Annotated in this window: 13 protein-coding genes; 9 read left to right on the plus strand and 4 right to left on the minus strand. The window is 53.8% G+C overall.

The window, feature by feature from the left end:
* The first annotated feature begins 80 nt into the window (after positions 1-80).
* Genes ccoN through ccoP form a run of 4 tightly spaced genes read left to right on the plus strand, consistent with a single transcriptional unit; the run spans position 81 to position 3,338 of the window.
* The gene (gene ccoN / locus J4E05_RS08475; RefSeq protein ID WP_085588768.1) at positions 81-1,532 is read left to right on the plus strand and encodes a cytochrome-c oxidase, cbb3-type subunit I; all 1,452 of its coding nucleotides are present in this window, start codon (positions 81-83) and stop codon (positions 1,530-1,532) included.
* 13 nt (positions 1,533-1,545) lie between these two features.
* The gene (gene ccoO, locus J4E05_RS08480) at positions 1,546-2,274 is read left to right on the plus strand and encodes a cytochrome-c oxidase, cbb3-type subunit II (protein ID WP_085588549.1); all 729 of its coding nucleotides are present in this window, start codon (positions 1,546-1,548) and stop codon (positions 2,272-2,274) included.
* Positions 2,275-2,290: 16 nt separating this feature from the next.
* A complete protein-coding gene (locus J4E05_RS08485) occupies positions 2,291-2,446 on the plus strand; it encodes a cbb3-type cytochrome c oxidase subunit 3 (protein ID WP_085588547.1) in 156 nt (51 codons plus the stop codon).
* Between the two features lie 19 nt (positions 2,447-2,465).
* Positions 2,466-3,338, plus strand: coding sequence for a cytochrome-c oxidase, cbb3-type subunit III (ccoP, locus tag J4E05_RS08490; protein WP_085588545.1), 873 nt, complete (start codon positions 2,466-2,468; stop codon positions 3,336-3,338).
* A gap of 101 nt (positions 3,339-3,439) precedes the next feature.
* On the opposite strand, the gene J4E05_RS08495 is transcribed toward ccoP, so the two are convergent.
* Together J4E05_RS08495 and J4E05_RS08500 are read right to left on the minus strand one after the other, a co-directional pair.
* A complete protein-coding gene (locus J4E05_RS08495) occupies positions 3,440-5,911 on the minus strand; it encodes a TonB-dependent receptor domain-containing protein (RefSeq protein ID WP_349594282.1) in 2,472 nt (823 codons plus the stop codon).
* A gap of 393 nt (positions 5,912-6,304) precedes the next feature.
* The gene (locus tag J4E05_RS08500; protein WP_349594285.1) at positions 6,305-6,976 is read right to left on the minus strand and encodes a glutathione S-transferase family protein; all 672 of its coding nucleotides are present in this window, start codon (positions 6,974-6,976) and stop codon (positions 6,305-6,307) included.
* Positions 6,977-7,288: 312 nt separating this feature from the next.
* Between J4E05_RS08500 and J4E05_RS08505 the strand changes: the two genes are divergently transcribed.
* On the plus strand, positions 7,289-8,200 hold the full coding sequence (locus J4E05_RS08505) for a LysR family transcriptional regulator (protein WP_349594287.1): 912 nt from the start codon (positions 7,289-7,291) through the stop codon (positions 8,198-8,200).
* Positions 8,201-8,232: 32 nt separating this feature from the next.
* Here J4E05_RS08505 and J4E05_RS08510 read toward each other — a convergent pair whose 3' ends face one another.
* Both J4E05_RS08510 and J4E05_RS08515 read right to left on the minus strand, forming a co-directional pair.
* Entirely contained in the window at positions 8,233-9,177 is a 945-nt protein-coding gene (locus J4E05_RS08510; protein ID WP_349594290.1) for a FecR family protein, read from the minus strand.
* 69 nt (positions 9,178-9,246) lie between these two features.
* On the minus strand, positions 9,247-9,795 hold the full coding sequence (locus J4E05_RS08515; protein ID WP_349594293.1) for an RNA polymerase sigma factor: 549 nt from the start codon (positions 9,793-9,795) through the stop codon (positions 9,247-9,249).
* A gap of 710 nt (positions 9,796-10,505) precedes the next feature.
* Here J4E05_RS08515 and ccoG point away from each other — a divergent pair.
* The 4 genes from ccoG to ccoS are packed head-to-tail and all read left to right on the plus strand — an operon-like array spanning position 10,506 to position 15,109.
* Positions 10,506-12,002 (plus strand): cytochrome c oxidase accessory protein CcoG, encoded by a 1,497-nt coding sequence (gene ccoG, locus J4E05_RS08520; RefSeq protein ID WP_085588531.1) that lies wholly within the window; start codon positions 10,506-10,508, stop codon positions 12,000-12,002.
* Between the two features lie 29 nt (positions 12,003-12,031).
* Positions 12,032-12,553 (plus strand): FixH family protein, encoded by a 522-nt coding sequence (locus tag J4E05_RS08525; RefSeq protein ID WP_085588529.1) that lies wholly within the window; start codon positions 12,032-12,034, stop codon positions 12,551-12,553.
* Entirely contained in the window at positions 12,550-14,916 is a 2,367-nt protein-coding gene (locus tag J4E05_RS08530) for a heavy metal translocating P-type ATPase metal-binding domain-containing protein (protein ID WP_349594297.1), read from the plus strand. The genes J4E05_RS08525 and J4E05_RS08530 overlap by 4 nt, the downstream gene beginning before the upstream one ends.
* A gap of 16 nt (positions 14,917-14,932) precedes the next feature.
* The gene (gene ccoS, locus J4E05_RS08535) at positions 14,933-15,109 is read left to right on the plus strand and encodes a cbb3-type cytochrome oxidase assembly protein CcoS (protein ID WP_085588525.1); all 177 of its coding nucleotides are present in this window, start codon (positions 14,933-14,935) and stop codon (positions 15,107-15,109) included.
* Positions 15,110-15,196 lie beyond the last annotated feature (87 nt).

Genomic DNA, 15,196 nt, shown 5'->3' on the forward strand with positions numbered 1-15,196 from the left:
CCAGGGCTGTTCGGATTGCCGGCCCCATGCGGCAATCCACCCGCACACGCAAACGGGAGTCGAGAATGAGCCAGGGGAGCATGGCACAGACGGCTTCGTCCGCCGTTGACTACAATATGGACGTAGTGCGCTGGGGCGCGCTGGCGACCGTCTTTTGGGGCGTCGTCGGCTTTCTGGCAGGTGATCTTATCGCCTGGCAGTTGGCGTTTCCCGCATTAAACTTTGACTTCGAGTATCTGAATTTCGGGCGTCTGCGCCCGCTTCACACCTCGGCAGTCATTTTTGCATTTGGCGGCAATGCGCTGCTGGCGACATCGTTTTATGTCGTACAGCGCACTTGTCGCGCCCGCCTGTTCGGTGGCAAGGCTTTGCCTGCCTTCGTATTCTGGGGCTATCAGTTGTTCATCGTCATGGCCGCAATCGGCTATGTGATGGGCGTGACCCAGGGCCGCGAATATGCCGAACCGGAATGGTTCGTTGACCTGTGGCTTACCATTGTCTGGGTTTGCTATCTGGCCATTTTTGTCGGCACCCTGTTGAAACGCCAGGAACCGCATATTTATGTGGCCAACTGGTTTTACCTGGCCTTCATCGTGACCATCGCGATGCTGCATCTGGGCAACAACCTGGCGATACCGGTCTCGCTTTTCGGCACCAAATCCTATTCGATGTTTTCCGGTGTGCAGGACGCCCTGACCCAGTGGTGGTATGGCCATAACGCAGTGGGCTTCTTCCTGACCGCTGGCTTCCTCGGCATGATGTACTACTTCATTCCGAAACGTGCCGAACGTCCGGTTTATTCCTACCGCCTGTCGATCATTCACTTCTGGGCGCTGATCTTCCTTTATATCTGGGCCGGTCCGCACCACTTGCACTACACTGCCCTGCCCGACTGGGCACAAACCCTTGGCATGACCTTCTCGATCATGCTCTGGATGCCTTCATGGGGCGGGATGATCAACGGTCTGATGACCCTTTCGGGGGCCTGGGACAAACTGCGTACCGATCCGGTTTTGCGTTTCATGGTTGCCGCTGTTGGTTTCTATGGCATGTCGACCTTCGAAGGCCCGGTTATGTCGATCAAATCGGTTAACGGTTTGTCGCACTATACCGACTGGACCATCGGCCACGTTCACTCTGGTGCCTTGGGCTGGGTTGCTTTCGTAACATTCGGTGCGATCTACTTCCTGATCCCGGTTCTGTGGAACCGTGAGCGCCTGTATTCCATGCGTCTGGTGGCGCATCACTTCTGGCTCGGCACTATTGGTATCGTCCTCTACATCACCTCGATGTGGGTGTCGGGTATCATGCAGGGTTTGATGTGGCGTGCCCACGATCAGCTTGGTTTCCTTCAGTATTCCTTCATCGAAACCGTTGAAGCCATGCATCCCTACTACATCATCCGTGCCACTGGCGGCGCCCTGTTCCTTCTGGGTTCCTTCCTGATGGTCTGGAACGTCTACAAGACGATCCGTGGTGATATCCGTCGGGAAGCACCGATCGGGGTTAGTGCCCCGGCAGCGGTCCAGTAAGGAGGGATGGAAAATGCTTCTTAAAAAACACCACTTCCTCGAGAAGAACGTTTTCTTCCTTATTCTCGGTATTTTTCTGACCATCATCATCGGCGGGATTGTTGAAATCGTTCCGTTGTTCACGATGGAACAGACGATCGAGAAGGTCGAAGGGGTTCGTCCCTACACGCCGCTGGAACAGGCAGGCCGGAACATCTATATCCGCGAAGGTTGCTATAACTGCCATTCGCAGATGATCCGTCCGTTCCGTGACGAAGTGGAACGTTATGGCCATTACAGCCTGGCTGCAGAGTCGATGTATGACCATCCGTTCCAGTGGGGTTCCAAGCGTACCGGGCCGGATCTGGCACGTGTCGGCGGCAAATATTCCAATGCCTGGCATGTTGCCCACCTTGATGACCCGCGTTCGGTCGTGCCGGAATCGATCATGCCGGGCTATCCGTTCCTTGCCAAAAAGGAACTGAAGTTCGACGACGCAGCAGAACATCTTAAAACGTTGCGCATGGTCGGGGTTCCCTACACCGACGAACAGATCGAGGACGCAGTGGCGGACCTTCATCTTCAGGCCACCGCAGACGAGGATTACGACGACTTCCTCGCCCGCTATCCGAATGCCGCCACCGGGGATTTTGACGGCAATCCGGAGAAACTGACCGAGATGGATGCCCTGATCGCGTATCTGCAAATTCTGGGCCGTATGGTGGACTTCACCACCTATAACCCAAGCATGAATTTGCGCTGAGACAAGGAGGCGAATTATGGAATTCTTTTCCGCACTCGCTGATTTTCTCCGGCCCTTGTGGGGGCTGTGGCTGATGGTTTTCTTTGCGGTGATTATTGCTTTCGTCATGTGGCCAAGCAAAAAACGCCAGAAGAACTTTGAAGACCATGCCCAGATCCCGTTCAAGGACTAGGACGAGGGAGAACCGAGCTATGTCGACGCATGTCGAAAAAGACAATGTTACCGGCCGCGAAACAACCGGCCATCAATGGGACGGTATCAAGGAGCTCAATACGCCGCTCCCGTCCTGGTGGGTCTATGTGTTTTGGGTTTGCATCATCTGGTCGATCGGTTACTGGGTGGTTTATCCATCCTTTCCAACCGCACACGGCTATTTGAAAGGGATGTTCAACATCACCGAACGGTCGAAAATTGAAGAAACGATGGCAAATGTTGCTGCCGAACGCGCGCCTTATATGGAACGCCTCGCTGCTCTGGATGTTGACCAGATTGCCAACGATTCGGAACTTCTCAATTTTTCGATGGCAGGTGGCAAGGCTGTATTTGCTGAAAACTGCGCCCCGTGCCACGGCACGGGCGGGGTTGGCAATACCGGCTTCCCATCCCTTCAGGACGATGACTGGCTGTGGGGGGGGACGCTTGATGACATCTCGCAAACCATCCATGTTGGCGCGCGCTGGTCGCAAAACGACGATACCCGTTTCAATGATATGCCTGCATTTGGCAAGGATGGCATCCTGTCCAACGCCGAAATCAGCGACGTTGTACAACATGTCCTGTCCTTTAGTGGCCGGGAAACCGACCCTGCCGCCGCAGAACGTGGCACAGAAATCTTTGCCGATAACTGTGCAGCGTGCCATGGCGACAACGCCAAGGGCATTACCGAAATGGGTGCGCCAAACCTGACCGACAATATCTGGCTGTATGGCGGCGACCAGGCCACCATCACCGAAACGGTCACCAATGCCCGTCGCGGTGTCATGCCGGCCTGGGAAGGCAAGCTTAGTGACGAAACCATCAAAATGCTGGCGGTTTATGTTCACTCGCTTGGTGGTGGTCAGTAACAACCACAGCAGGGCAGTGTTATAAACTGCCCTGTGATCCTGACAAAAAAGAAGACCGGGGTTTTGCCGCCCCGGTCTTTTTTATTGCCTGCGCCCCACGATTACAGCTTGTAACTAAGCGAGAATTTGAAATTACGCCCCTTGCCCGGGAACACGCCAAGATAGGGCTGATAATAACTGTCAAACAGGTTCTGGATCGTAAAGTTTGCCTCTGCCCCGTAAAATGCGCCGTCATCCGGGGTCCAGCTCACAAAAACATCATGCAGGGCATAACCCGCACTCGCCGGATAGGGTGAATAAGGAAAGACATCATCGTCAGGAACGTCGGTTTGGCGTTTGACAAACTTGCCTTTCCAACCCAGCGACAGATCATAGGATGCAATTTTATAACCCAGTGTCGTCACCAGTTTCATTGGCGCGATGTCATAAACCGGTTGATCTGCGCCATGAATGTCGCGCAACGATCCGTTATGTTCGCCTTCCATAACCGAAAATGTCGCACCGCCAAACACACCGGGGCTATCGTAATAAAACTCCGCCTCGATCCCCTGGGTATAATAACCCGGCAAATTGGCATAGGACGGGGCATTATCGCCATAAAGGGCCACATTGGGGCTGCCAAACAGGACCTGGATATTATCGTCTACATCGTTGCGAAACAGCGACAGGCGGGTATGCACCACATCCTTTGCCTGCATCACATTTTCAAACCGGGTCGACAAACCGATGCGCTTTGCATTCACCCGTTCAACATTAAGCTGGTTAGAAGTCGCCCGCGTACTGCCCACTGTATAAATTTCATCCACCAGCGGCGCGCGCAACTTATAGGCCCAATCGGCAAACAGCGTGTAGTTCGGGTTCATTTTGTAAAAGGCATTTAACGACGGTGAAAAACCGCTATAGGTTTCTTCACCGTAATCGTGCCCGACCGCCGGGTTGTTATATTTGCTTGCTGCGTTCGGCACCCCTTTGCTGACGATGTAATCATAGCGCAAACCCGGCGTCAGTTCGAAACCATTGCCGAAATCAACATTATATTCCCCCCACCCGGAATAGATGGACTGGTTGCCCGACGGAATATTATAAGGCTGCAAATATCCGTAATTGCCTGTGGCACTGTTACGCAGGCTACGGTCATAGGCCCAGCTGTCGCGGTCCTGAAACTTGTACTGAACGCCATAGGTAAAACTGTTATCAAGCCCGAACAGTTCATAGTCGGACTGGTTATAAAGATCGGCTGTGTATGTATCATAGGTCAGCCAGTTAATGTTGCCGCCCAATCCCAGGCTGACAAACATATCATCAATCAGACGGTCATCACGCTGCCGGGTGCGCGACCAGCTTAGTTTTGCCGTCGTATTAATCAAATCACTGTCGGGATTATAATTATATTCGCCCGACAATGACCGGTCGCTGGTTTCACGGTCCACCGTGGAACGCGCAAGCGCAAGGTCATAGCCATATCGCCCAATCAGATAATCAGTGGGAATAATCTGACCACGTTTGGCGGCGAAGGGGGCCAGACGGTCGCTTTCAGACATTGCCCCGGCGATTTCGATAAAGTGGTTGTCGCGATCAAGGCTGCCTTTGAAATGGCCGCTATAAAGCGTGCCCGATGACAGGTTCAAACGCTGCCCATCACTGGTGCGGAACTTTTTGTTCGCTCTGCGCGTCCCGGATACCAGTAACTGAATCCCGGTATCCTTGTCCTGACCGTAAACGGCTGTGGTTTCGGTATTTTCATTCCCATTTGTGGCATAACCAAATTTGGTGAATGCTCCAAAATCCTGTCCGTCCTTTAACATATCGGCTGCCGATTTTGTTTTAAGCTCCACCGTGCCGCCAAATGCGCCATATGAGCGCGGCGAAAACGCCCCTTTATGCACATCCACTTTCTTGATCAGGTCCGGCTCGATAAACACAGTGCCCTGACGGTATTTTTCGAAATCCTTTTGTGCACCATCAAGCAGGATTTTAACGTCCTCCTGATCACCAAAACCCCAGATATTAAGCGATTGCCCCTGCGGGCGCGCCGTCCCGTTCATATCAATGCCGGGCAAATCATCCATTAATTCAGGAACTGTTGTTGCCTGGATCCGTTCGATCAGTTCGCTGTCAACCGATGATACACCGACATTGAAACGGTCAATATGATCGGCAACGATAATCACCGGGTCGAGTTTCAGAACCTCGTCTTCGCGCGCAGACAGCACATCTGTCGCAGGTTTGCCGGGCAATATGATGATGCTGCCATTACCAAGCTGGTATCTCATACCGCTTGCCCCCAAAAGGTGGTTTAAGGCCTGTTCAAGGCTGTAACGCCCGACAAGTGGCCCCACCTGCTGATGACCATTCACGCCGTCACTCAACGCAACGGGACGGTCAACCTGCTGGGATAACAGATCAATCGCCGAAACAAGATCGGTGCGGGGGATATTGAATTGCAAGCTGCTATCCGCCGCCAGTGCCGGTTTTTGCTGGGCAAAGGCGGATACCGAAATAGCAGGGATCAGGGCCGTCCCCAACAGCAATACCCATTTAAACGAAGAACCCGATGGCAAGGGTGAAGTCATATTCTGGTGTCCTAAACTATCTGACGGCAGAGAAATAAATCCGGCTTGATAGTAAGGACGCAGAAACAGCTGACTGCCCGACAAAGAAAATGAAAATTATTCGCAATTAGTTTTGGAGTTACTGAAAAACAGCCAAAACATGCTGGAATTCCGCGATTTCGGTTGGCCCACAATTTGCTGGACGACACCATCCAGTACTTTCAGCGATGCATGCTGGCGAGGGCTACCCGATATTTGAGGGGGTTTTTCCAATGGTGCCGGAAAGTATTCGCGCGAAAAACCCGACCGAAACAACACCAGCTGATCAGATAGCCCTCACCAACACATGCGCCAGAAATTGGTGGCCGGTCCCCTCTCCGTAGCGGAGCGACAACCAACCACCGCAAAGCCGTCCTACAGGGTTACACCCACGCTGCGCAGGAAGGTTTCCATGCGTTCATCGACCTCGGCTTTTGTCTCGGCCCAGGCCGGAATGGTACGCAAAAGATTATTATGCCAGACCATCAGGTGTGGATAATCACCGAATGGAAACTTTGCCCTGTCAATTTGCGAAAACGGTGCTGCAATATCGATATCGGCAAAGGTCAGCGCATCGCCAACCATGAAATTCCGGCCTTCAAGATGCTGGTTCAGCACTTTCGCCGCCCCGTGGATACGGTCTTCGGCATATTTAACCACGGCTTCGTCCTGGGGCTGGCCCATGACCGGTTTTGCAACACGTTCGCCAAAAATGGTGGTGGTAAAGGTGCGCCATTGCTCACCCGACCAGAACATCCATTGCAAAACCTGAAACCGTTCTTTCTCTGTCCTGCCAACCAGCGGGGAATCCGCCTTGCTGGCAAGATAAAGGTTAATGGCCGATGCCTCCCATAAAATGGTGTCTTCATCCTCCAGCACCGGTGTCAAACCATGGGGATTAAGGCGTGCCTTGAAGGCATCGGTCTGACTTTCGCCTTTGAACAGGTCAATTTTGACGCGCTCAATATCAATGCCCATGATCTTTGCCGCAGTGGTCACACGGCGCAGGCTGCCCGAGCCCGCGTCACCGTAAATCCTGATCGCCATAATGCTACCTTTCAAATCAAAGCCCGTGACTGGGCGCTACCACGGCTATATATCCATTCACATATCGAATGAAATTGACGAAATTATAATACCATCTATTCTATTTCAGAATTTAAGATGATGGTTTTAACAGCCATCCATACCGCAAGATGCAGGGCCAAAACGCGGCAGCACGGGAAGCCAAAGCATTGGGGGCAGGCCTGTCGCCATCGGATGGCCCTGTCTTTCCCTGCCCAATAATCACGGGCTTGGTCGCGCATATGAAAACCGGAAAAGTGAATGACCGGGTGAGTAGAAATCGGAAGGTGGACAATGGATAAGCTGGATGCCATGCGAATGTTCGTGCGCGTTGTTGAAAGCGGCAGCTTTTCGCAGGCAGCACGAGATTTGAATATCAGCCAGTCAACCGTCAGCAAGCAGCTTGCTGCCCTTGAAGCCCGGCTTGGCATCCAGCTTTTGCAACGTAATTCACGGATGCTGGCCGTTACGCCCGCCGGACAGGACTATTACGAAGCCACCCTTGATATTTTGCAGGATATAGACCTGATTGAAGAAAGGGTGACCGAGGGGCAATCCGCCCCGGCAGGATTGATCCGTGTATCGGTTTCCCCGGCATTCGGACGCATGTTTATTATTCCCAGGCTGGCGGAATTCCGCGACCGCTTCCCCGATATTTTGATTGAAATGGAGGTATCGGGTCGGCATGTGGACCTGATCGAGGAAGGCATTGATGTTGCCATTCGCATCGGACGGCTGTCGGATTCAGCCCTGATCGCGCGCCACATTGGCGATATGCGCATGATCACGCTGGCATCAAACACCTATTTTTCCCGGCATGGCACCCCGCAAAACCTTGCTGAACTAAACCAGCATCACTGCATCAGCTATGTTTATAAAGGCGACATTTTGGGCTGGGGTTTTCTGGTAAATGGCGAGCAGGTTACCTTTGATGCCAAGGGGGCCTTTCGCACCAATGATGCCGAACATGTGCGCGGCGCGGTGCTTGCCGGTTTGGGAATTGCCCATCATGCCAGTTGGCTTTTCACCCGCGAGCTGGCAAGTGGCGAGGTGATACGCATCCTTAATGCCTATGCACCACCACCCTACCCGATAAATGCGGTGACAAGTGCCGGGCGGCGCATGCCATCACGCGTGCGGCATTTTATCGATTTTCTGGCCGCCATTTGCGCCGGACAGCCTGAACTGAAAATAGCAGATGACTGAGGCACAAACGGCAAGGCACGCAGGCAAGGCACCTAATAAACCAGCGTCAAATTACCCGTTACCGGCTGAATGGTGATGGGGGCCAGTTTGGCCAGTACGGCAATGGTTTGATCAGCGCGTGTCAGGTTAAACCGCCCGGTAATCCGTTTTTGTCCCTGATACAGGGGTGACAGCACAAAACGGTGCCCGCTATGGCGCGAAATACCATCCAGCACATCGGCAAGCGGGGCATTGCGAAAACTTTGCCAGCCCTTGCGAATTTCCAGTGCGTTTGCCAGCGGTACTGTGGTTTGCAGGGCATCGTGCCCGGCACCAAGCCACAGGCGGTCACCCGGTTTCAGTTCATAATTGCGGCTGTCCCCGGCATTGCCACGCACCCCGACAATGCCTTCCAGAACCGACGTTTCAACATCATTCCCAATGATGGAAACGGCAAATTTGGTGCCCACAACCCGCACCGTTGCCTGGTCGGTGATCACCTGCATCGGCCGTTGCCGGTCCTTGGCGGCCGAAATAACGATACTGCCATGGACAAGGTGGATGTTGCGAAATTGATCATTAAACGCGATGTCATAATCACTTCCTGGCGCAACCGAAGCAACCGAGCCATCCGCCAGATCAATTTCCTGCCAGGCAGCATCGCGCGGGATAACCGCCACCGCAGATAAGGCCGCGACCAGCGCGAAACCCGCCCCGGCAAGGGTCATACCCAACCGGCGCAGCGGATTAGCCCGCCGTGCCGGTTTGTGACGCGGCTCTTGCCGCCGAACTTGCTTGGTCCGCAAGGGCGATGCCGTACGGCTTTGCTGATAGGCAAGGCTGATGCGATCAAATGTTTCGCGGTTGCCCGGTGCGGCGTCACACCATTGGGCAAAGGCCGCGAAATTTTCGGCTGCACTGGCATCGTCGGCCATCACATGCCACCAGTCACGCGCCGCCTGTTCCTGTTCGGCTTTGCTCTGATCGGGCCCGGCCATCACAGGATATCCAAATTACACATCAATTGGGGAATGCTCGCTGCTGCTTTCAGGTCTAAATTCATAATCCTAACTGTCCTTGTCGGGAAAATAACGCCTTTTTCCAACATCGTGCCGGCGCAATATCTCGCGCAGGTCACTTAAGGCACGTTGAATGTGTTTTTCAATTCCCTTCTTGGTCAGGCCTGTTGCATGTGAAATGGCAGCATAGCTCATGCCCTGAACGCGGCTCATACGGAATATCCGCGCGCGTTTATCGGGAAGTTCGGCCATTGCTTCCATCACCCGGTCCAGCGTTTGCCGATGTTCCAGCCGCTGTTCAGCGGATGGCGACTGATCGGATATTTTCTCCAGCCGGGCTTCAAGGCCACTGCTACCGTCCGCCCATTGCCGGGTAAACTGGCGTCTGTCGTGATCGCGGATCAGATTGATCAGAATGGTGGCCAACAGGGCATCGGGTTTTCCGACCTCGGCCCAGTCCAGTTGCATGGCACGGGCAAAACATTCCTGGACGAAATCCTCGGCATCTGTACGCGAACCGCACCGCTGATAGGCAAGCGCAAGCAACGCCTTGCGGCGCTTTGAAAACAGATTATGCAGCGGATCATGTGCAGACATGCCTGAGCTTGCGAAACCAACAGTGAAAAACAGGATGGTGCCGTTGGTAACAGCTTTGCCACAAAACAACAATGTAAATAATAATCATTATCATTTTCATTATCGTTATGGATACATAGACGCGCACGTCACCTGGCAGGTCCCTATACCCGGTTCGTATGCGAATCTGGCGACGCGACGAATCATATTCGCAGTGACCCCTTCGCAACCGTTTTTCAACAGCGATTTGTATGGGTATTGTCCGGCAAAATTACGTTCTTTTATGTCGTAAAAACCTCCGTTTCATGCGGCTTTCAGACGTACTTTCGTCAAAAAATTCATAAAATTTAAAATCCTTCGCATCTGCAAAATCGCCCTACCGTCAATACCGATCCCATCCTTTATCACAACTCTTGAATATAAAACCGTGACACTTCAAGCACTTGCTTATGACCGGGCATCAGTTCCCCTGCTCGAAAACAGGATTTGCTTTGGTTGAATACGTGACAGGCAACCGTCCACAAGCAGTTCGCAGGGCCGAAAATTGATTTGTGTCATGGAACAGCAAGGCCAGTTTCCAATATTTTGCCTGCGGGATTTGAATAATCCCAAGTCTGCCAGGTCGAGCGTGCCGCCCCGGTAGATCCCCGCAGTACCGACTGGTTGATTGCCCCACAATCAATATGAGAGCAGCCGGTCTGTATCGCACGGCAAATGGTCAGGTCCCGATCATGGAATTATCTCGTACTCAATCATCAGCGCCCGAAAAGATGACGCCACAAAACGACGAAGCGCCGCTTGAGGACGATATCCCGCTTTATAAAGACCGCGAAAAGGTCTATCCGAAACGTGTTTCGGGCCATTTTCGTAACCTGAAATGGTTTGCGCTGATCACGCTTTTGACAATTTACTGGATCGTTCCGTGGTTGCGCTGGGACCGTGGGCCATCGGCACCGGATCAGGCGGTTTTGATCGATATGGATCTGGGCCGGGCCTATTTCTTCTTTATCGAAATATGGCCGCAGGAAGTTTATTACATTACCGGCATCCTGATCATGGCGGCAATCGGCCTGTTTTTGGCGACATCGCTTTATGGCCGTATCTGGTGTGGTTATGCCTGCCCGCAAACGGTATGGACCGACCTGTTCATGCTGGTTGAACGCTATATTCAGGGCGACCGCAATGCCCGTATGCGGCTGGATAAAGCCCCGTGGTCATTAGAAAAATTTGGCAAAATCGGCGGCACCCATCTGGCGTGGATTATTATTTCGCTGGTTACCGGGGGCGCATTTGTTCTGTATTTTAACGATGCACCAACCCTGATCGTCGACATTTTCACCGGCAATGCCAGCATGGCCGTTTACGTCACCATGGGATTTTTGACATTTTCGACCTATCTGCTGGCCGGTTGGGCCCGCGAACAGGTTTGCACCTATATGTGCCCGTGGCCGCGATTTCAGTCGGCCATGCTTGATGACGAATCAATGATTGTCACCTACGAGGCATGGCGCGGCGAACAGCGCGGGCCGATCAAACGCAAAAACCTTGTACGTGGTGAAGTTCCCGAGACCGGCCACTGCATTGATTGCCATGCCTGCGTCAATGTCTGCCCCACCGGAATCGATATTCGCGATGGATTGCAACTTGAGTGTATTGGCTGCGGTTTGTGCATCGATGCCTGTAACGAAATGATGGACAAGGTTAGCTTCCCGCGCGATCTGGTACGTTTCGACTCGGTCCAGAACTCGCAATTGCGCGCGCACGGCCAGGCTGCCAAAGTCCGCATCATTCGCCCGCGCACGATCTTTTATTCTGTGCTGCTGGTCGTTGTTGCCGGGGTGATGCTGGTTGGCCTGCTAAATCGCAGCACCATGGACGTTAACGTTCTGCGCGATCGCAACCCGCTTTATGTGCCGCTTTCAACGGGCGATGTCCGTAATGGCTATACGCTTAAGATTTTGAACAAGGAACAAAGCCAGCAAACCTATCTTCTTGATCTGTCGGGCGTAAATGCCACCGATTTCCAGATTATCGGTCAAAAACCAACGCCAGACGGTAAATTCTCGCTGACAGTTGCACCCGATCAGGTCGGCAGTTACCGGGTTTTCATTGCCGCCAGTCCGTCGAGCCTGCAAAGTGATGCCACACCGATTGATTTCATTGTGACCAACACCGATAGCGACGTTTCTGAAACCCATGACACCATCTTTGCCGGCCCGAAAAAATAAGGGTCGGCCCGCCAAAAAGGGCCGTCGAAATGACCACCACAACCAATACAACCTCGATCCCGGCTTCCTCGGGCCCGCGCAAATCGGACCGGTTGATACCGTGGTATTTCGTGGGCGGATTTGCCGTCATGCTGTTCGCCAATATCTGCCTGATCGTTTTTTCCCAAACCAGTTGGGTTGGCCTGGTCAGCGACCATGCCTTTGAAGATGGCAACACCTATAACGAAGCCCTTTCCGATGCGCGGGCCCAGGCAGAACTGGGCTGGCGTACCAAGGTAACGGTTGCCGGTGTTATCAACAACGAAGCCACCATCACAGTGCTGTTCCGTGACAAGGCACAGGAACCGATTTCAGGCGCAAAGATGGAAGCGGTTCTAATGCGTAATGACCGCGATGATATGGACGAAAAAATCATGCTGAGCGAAATCAGCCCCGGTGAATACCGTACCCGCGCCAACGTCCCTGTCTATGGAAACTGGAAATTGCGGATTGTTGCGCACGCGCAAAACCACGACTATCAGGTCGTCGAGGATGTACTGATCAAGCAATGAACGCGATTACCGCCTGCCGCCATTGTGGCGAGCCGGTGACTGCCAGCTCGCCGGCTGGACCTGACTTTTGCTGCACAGGATGCGAAGGTGCCTTTTCCCTGATTAACGATCTGGGCCTTCAATCCTATTATACCCGCCGCAGCGTTGATCCCAACATTCGCGCCCTTAAACCCGAAGATGACGGGCCGGGTGCCTTTGATTTCACCGACCTTGTCAGCACCGGCGAGAATGGCGAGTGCCATCTCGACATGATGATAGACGGGCTGCATTGTGCGGCCTGTGTGTGGTTGATCGAAACCATTTTGCAGCGCCAGCAACAGGTGGTGCAGGCCCGCATCAACATGACCACCCGGCGTTTACACCTGGCATGGCAAGGGCAACCGGCTGACATCGCCGGGCTGATCGCACCGGTATTCCAGATGGGATACCGGTTGATCCCGTTTGACCCGGAAACCCTTGAACGGGCAACCGACCAACGCAACCGCGAGCTTTTGCGGTGTCTGGCCGTGGCCGGGTTTGCAGCGGGCAATGTCATGCTGCTGTCGGTATCAATATGGGCGGGTTATATTCAGGGTATGGGCGAATTTACCCGCGACCTGTTCCACTGGTTTTCTGCCCTGATTGCGGTTCCTGCCGTCGCCTATGCCGGGCGGCCGTTTTTTCGCTCTGCCCTTGGCGCGTTACGCCATGGCCGGGTCAATATGGATGTACCCATTACGTTGGCAGTATTGCTCGCCCTGGGCATGAGCCTGTTTGAAACCATGCGCGGGGCCGAACACGCCTATTTTGACAGTGCCATCACCTTGCTGTTTTTTCTGCTGATCGGGCGTTATCTGGACGGGCGAGCCCGCAGCCAGGCCCGCTCGGCCGCCGAACATATGCTGACCCTGCGCGCACGGTCCATCACCATCATAAACCCGGATGGAACACGCCGGGTTCTGGCACCGGAAAAGGCACAGCCTGGCATGGTTGTTCTGGTGGCCGCAGGCGAACGGGTGGGCGTTGATGGTGACATTATTGAGGGCCAATCCGACATTGATACCAGCGTGATTAGCGGTGAAAGCCTGCCCAGTCCGGTCAATGTCGGCTGCCGGGTTTTTGCCGGCACCATGAATTTATCAGCACCGGTTCGGGTGCAAATCACCGCAACCGGTGACTCGACCCTGCTGGCCGAAATTGTTCGCCTGATGGAAAATGCCGAACAGGGCCGCGCCAAATATGTCGCCCTGGCCGACCGTGTTGCCCGCGCCTACGCCCCCGTGGTTCACAGCCTGGCGGCAATAACCTTTTTGGGCTGGTGGCTGATCGGTGGCATTGGCTGGCAAGACTCGTTAATGAACGCCATTGCGGTGCTGATTGTGACCTGCCCGTGTGCGCTGGCATTGGCCGTGCCGGTGGTTCAAGTACTGGCAACCGGGCGCCTTTTAAAGGCCGGCATTCTGGTTAAATCGGCCACAGCGCTGGAAAGGTTGACCAAAATTGACGGGGTTCTGTTTGATAAAACCGGCACGCTCACAACCGGGCACCCCGAACTGATCACAACACCGGACCATGACACCCTGAAACTTGCGGCATCAATGGCCGCAAACAGCAACCACCCGCTGTCACGCGCCCTGGTACGGGCCGCGGGCGACACATTTGTTGCCGCCCGCGTAAGTGAACATCCGGGACAAGGCCTGTCGATGATGGTGCCCCAGGGGGAAATCCGCCTTGGCAGCCGCGAATTTTGCGGGGCCAATCATGCCATTTTACCGACAAACAATGAAAGCGGGCCTGAAATATGGCTGGCAGAACCTGGCAAGGCAGCCACCCGGTTTGGCTTTCGCGATTTACCCCGCCCCGATGCCGCATCGACAATTGCAACATTACATGCTGAAAAAATCCCGGTGCTGTTATTGTCGGGCGACCGGGCCGATAATGTGCGCCAGCTTGCCAATGAACTTGATATCGCAAGCTGGCAGGCGGCCCTGTCCCCCGCCCAGAAAGTATCCGTCGTGGAGCAACGTGCCCTGGCCGGGCACCATGACCTGATGGTGGGCGACGGCATCAATGATGCCCCGGCCCTTGCCGCTGCCCATGCCTCGATGTCACCGGCAAGTGCTGCTGAAATCAGCCAGAATGCTGCCGATATCATCTTTCAGGGCGACCGGCTGGGGGCCGTGATAACGGCACTTGGCGTTGCCCGGATGGCTGATCGACTGGTGCGGCAAAATTTTTCGCTGTCTTTTGCCTATAATATTGTCACCATTCCCCTTGCCGTGGCGGGCATTGTTACTCCGCTGATTGCTGCAATTGCCATGTCCACATCCTCGCTGGTTGTCATTGCCAACGCCTTGCGTTTGAATTGGAAAAAACAGCCATGACCACAGAGAAAATATCATGAGCAACCTGCTGCTTTTAATCCCTATCGCATTATTTCTCGGACTTTTGGGCCTGGGTGCATTTTTATGGGCATTGAAGTCCGGGCAATTCGACGATATGGATGGTGCCGCAAACCGGATCCTGTTCGACGACGACGAAAACGTCGCCCCGAAAAACAACCCAGGACCAAAATGACGATGATGAAATGAATAGCTTGTATCCTTTCATCACAATCGTCTAAAGTAATTCCAGTTTGTGCGCGTATACACTGTACAGCCTCGG

Origin of the sequence: Thalassospira sp. NFXS8 (genome assembly GCF_040148805.1) — a bacterium.
Classification (GTDB): domain Bacteria; phylum Pseudomonadota; class Alphaproteobacteria; order Rhodospirillales; family Thalassospiraceae; genus Thalassospira.

What these genes read in the sequence shown, in the direction of transcription:
- ccoG (WP_085588531.1), top strand. Translation starts at nt 10,506, where the DNA reads ATGGAATTATCTCGTACTCAATCATCAGCGCCCGAAAAGATGACGCCA.
- J4E05_RS08505 (WP_349594287.1), top strand. Translation starts at nt 7,289, where the DNA reads ATGGATAAGCTGGATGCCATGCGAATGTTCGTGCGCGTTGTTGAAAGC.
- J4E05_RS08530 (WP_349594297.1), top strand. Translation starts at nt 12,550, where the DNA reads ATGAACGCGATTACCGCCTGCCGCCATTGTGGCGAGCCGGTGACTGCC.
- J4E05_RS08495 (WP_349594282.1), bottom strand. Translation starts at nt 5,911, where the DNA reads ATGACTTCACCCTTGCCATCGGGTTCTTCGTTTAAATGGGTATTGCTG.
- J4E05_RS08510 (WP_349594290.1), bottom strand. Translation starts at nt 9,177, where the DNA reads ATGGCCGGGCCCGATCAGAGCAAAGCCGAACAGGAACAGGCGGCGCGT.
- ccoP (WP_085588545.1), top strand. Translation starts at nt 2,466, where the DNA reads ATGTCGACGCATGTCGAAAAAGACAATGTTACCGGCCGCGAAACAACC.
- J4E05_RS08485 (WP_085588547.1), top strand. Translation starts at nt 2,291, where the DNA reads ATGGAATTCTTTTCCGCACTCGCTGATTTTCTCCGGCCCTTGTGGGGG.
- ccoO (WP_085588549.1), top strand. Translation starts at nt 1,546, where the DNA reads ATGCTTCTTAAAAAACACCACTTCCTCGAGAAGAACGTTTTCTTCCTT.
- J4E05_RS08525 (WP_085588529.1), top strand. Translation starts at nt 12,032, where the DNA reads ATGACCACCACAACCAATACAACCTCGATCCCGGCTTCCTCGGGCCCG.
- J4E05_RS08515 (WP_349594293.1), bottom strand. Translation starts at nt 9,795, where the DNA reads ATGTCTGCACATGATCCGCTGCATAATCTGTTTTCAAAGCGCCGCAAG.
- J4E05_RS08500 (WP_349594285.1), bottom strand. Translation starts at nt 6,976, where the DNA reads ATGGCGATCAGGATTTACGGTGACGCGGGCTCGGGCAGCCTGCGCCGT.
- ccoS (WP_085588525.1), top strand. Translation starts at nt 14,933, where the DNA reads ATGAGCAACCTGCTGCTTTTAATCCCTATCGCATTATTTCTCGGACTT.
- ccoN (WP_085588768.1), top strand. Translation starts at nt 81, where the DNA reads ATGGCACAGACGGCTTCGTCCGCCGTTGACTACAATATGGACGTAGTG.